Genomic DNA, 2,880 nt, shown 5'->3' on the forward strand with positions numbered 1-2,880 from the left:
CATCGAATTCATCCAGCTTGAGCCGACGAAGGCGCTGGCGGTGCTGGTGTCGCAGAATGGCGACGTCGAAAACCGCGTCGTCGACCTGCCCGCCGGGATCACCGTCTCGCAACTGCACGAGGCCTCGAATTTCCTCAACGCCCATATACGCGGCCGCACGCTGGCCGAGGCGCGGATCGAGATCGCTCGCATCAAGGAAGAAACCAGGGCCGCGCTCGACACGCTGTCGCAGGACCTGGTGGAGAAGGGGCTGGCGGTGTGGGCCGGCGCCGACAGCGGCCTGCCGGCACGGCTCATCGTGCGCGGGCGTGCCAATCTGCTTGAAAACGTCACCGCCCAGGCCGACATCGAGCTGCTGCGCCATCTGTTCGAGGACATGGAGACGCAGGACGGGCTTATCCAGCTGCTTGACCTCGCCGAGCAGGGCTCGGGTGTGCGCATCTTCATCGGCTCGGAAAACAAGCTGTTTTCGCTGTCGGGCTCGTCGCTGGTCGTCGCCCCCTATCGCGACAAGGATGCCCGCGTCGTCGGCGCGCTCGGCGTCATCGGCCCGACCCGGCTGAATTACGCGCGCATCGTCCCAATGGTCGACTATACGGCGCAGCTGATTTCACGCATGCTGCGCTGAGCTGATCCAACCGAGGAGACGACGATGGCGCTCGAAGAATTCAAGGCCCGGATCAGCCTGCTGCTCGAGGAGATGGTCAACCAGCCGGAAGACCAGCACGAGATCCAGGAGCAGCTGCGCGAAAAACTGCAGGAAATGCGCGCCATGGGCCTGCCGCTGCCGGCTGACCTCGTCGAGTTGGAAAAACGCCTCGACGACGATTTCTACGCCGCCGGGACCTGAACCGGAAAACCGCAAGCTTCCTTCACCTCATCGTGTGCCGTGGAACGATCGACGAAACCGGTCGTTCCTGTTTTCACGCCCGAACACTGGAGGACCGAATGATGCGTTTTGCCGGCCCGGCACTTTCCGCCGCACTGTTTGTCTCGACCGCTTCATTCGCCCAGCAGGCGGACGAACCGGTACTGAAAGGCGCGGCTGCCTTCGGCGACTGGCGAGCGGACAAGCCGGGCACCCGCCGGCTGATCAGACCGGATGATCTGCCCAAGCCCAATGCCACCCGGTCGACCTCGAACAGCGCCGGCATCGCGGACATGCCGGCAGACGCGAAGCTGCAACTGCCGCCGGGGTTCTCGGCCGAGCTGGTTGCATCGGGCATCGACAATCCACGCGTCGTGCGCGTCGCGCCGAATGGCGACCTGTTCGTCGCCGACAGCAAAGCCAACCAGGTCCGCATCTATCGCCTCGCCGAAGGCAGTGCGAAGCCGGCGCAGGACGGCATCTTTGCCGGCAATCTCAACCGACCCTATGGCATTGCCTTCTATCCGCCGGGCCCTGACCCGCAATGGGTCTATGTCGCCAACAGCGACAGCATCGTGCGCTTTGCCTACCGCAATGGCGAACTGAAGGCCTCCGGCGACCCGGAAACCATCGTCGGCAACATCCCCGCCAGTCATCACTGGACCCGCGATATCGCCTTCTCGCCGGACGGCAAGACGCTTTACCTTTCGGTCGGCTCGGGATCGAATGTCGCCGAGGACATGGGCCGGGAGCCGAAAGGCGGACTCGATGCCTGGGCGAAATCGCAGCCGCTGGGTGCAGCCTGGGGTTCTGAAGACGGCCGCGCCGACGTGCTGACCTTCGATCCCGATGGCAAGAACGGCCGCATCTTTGCCGCCGGCCTGCGCAACTGCTCGGGTATGACCGTGCAGCCGGCGACCGGCGCGCTGTGGTGCGTCGTCAACGAACGCGATGCGCTTGGCGACAATGTGCCACCCGAATACGCGACCGTGGTCAAGGAGGGTGCCTTCTATGGCTGGCCCTGGTACTATATCGGCAACAATGAGGATCCGCGCCACAAGGGTGAGCGCCCCGATCTTGCCGGCAAAACGACCGTTCCCGATGTGCTGATGCAGGCGCATTCGGCGCCGCTCACCATCGCCTTCTACGAGGGGAAGAGCTTTCCAGCTGAATACAAGGGCGATGCGTTCGTCGCTCTGCATGGTTCATGGAACCGCGGCAACAGGACCGGCTACAAGGTGGTGCGGTTGCTGTTCAAGGACGGCAAGCCGACCGGCGCGTATGAGGATTTCATCACCGGCTTCGTCGTTTCCAACGGTGAGGTCTGGGGCCGGCCGGTCGGCGTGGCGATTGCGAGCGACGGTGCGCTGATCGTCAGCGAGGACGGCAACGGCACCATCTGGCGTGTCACCCATGGCGACGGTCCGTCCTGATCTGCTCAGGTAACGCAGGCCCCCTCACCCGGATTGCCAACCGAATTGCGAAGAGCAATTCGGGAACAATCCGACCTCTCCCCGAGGGGAGAGGAGTCAGCAGACGCTGGCGCCCGTCTCTTCTCCCCTCGGGGAGAAGGTGGCCGCGAAGCGGCCGGATGAGGGGGCTTCGTAAGGCGAGCCCTCGATATCTGGTGCAATGGAATCCGGCCCCAGGGAATTCAATCTTGGCCTGTCCCATGCAATAAAACGCTCTGATCCGAGACCAGTGCCATGACCCTTACCGGATTCCTCGCCTATAGTGCGGCCCTCGGCATCGCCGCCGCGATTCCTGGTCCCGGCATCACCGCGCTGGTCGCCCGTGCGCTCGGCTCAGGCTTCCGCTCGTCGCTGGCGATGTCGTTTGGCCTGATGGTTGGCGACATCACCTATCTGACCGCCGTGGTGCTTGGCCTCGCCTTCGTCGCACAATCCTTCGGCATGGTTTTCCTGGCCATCAAATGGCTCGGCGTCGCCTATCTCGCCTTTCTCGGCTGGCGCTTCTGGAACAGCGGCATCACGCCCGAGACCGTCGAGGCC

4 protein-coding genes are annotated in these 2,880 nt (G+C 63.9%); all 4 read left to right on the top strand.

Annotated features, from left to right (window positions below; genetic code table 11):
• On the top strand, positions 1 to 628 hold a 628-nt coding region (locus tag EN994_RS25390; protein ID WP_164746174.1), incomplete at its 5' end, for a heat-inducible transcriptional repressor HrcA.
• Positions 629 to 652: 24 nt separating this feature from the next.
• Positions 653 to 850, top strand: a complete 198-nt coding sequence (locus tag EN994_RS25395) for a hypothetical protein (RefSeq protein WP_023814156.1) — start codon at positions 653 to 655, stop codon at positions 848 to 850.
• Between the two features lie 98 nt (positions 851 to 948).
• Positions 949 to 2,301 carry a sorbosone dehydrogenase family protein gene (locus EN994_RS25400; protein WP_082826610.1) on the top strand — a complete coding sequence of 451 codons (1,353 nt, stop codon included), beginning with the start codon at positions 949 to 951 and terminating at the stop codon, positions 2,299 to 2,301.
• Positions 2,302 to 2,574: 273 nt separating this feature from the next.
• Positions 2,575 to 2,880 (top strand): LysE family transporter (locus tag EN994_RS25405; RefSeq protein WP_164746175.1); only part of this gene is annotated, 306 nt, incomplete at its 3' end.

The sequence above is a fragment of the Mesorhizobium sp. M7A.F.Ca.CA.002.09.1.1 genome (genome assembly GCF_003998555.1).
Classification (GTDB): Bacteria; Pseudomonadota; Alphaproteobacteria; order Rhizobiales; family Rhizobiaceae; genus Mesorhizobium; species Mesorhizobium ciceri.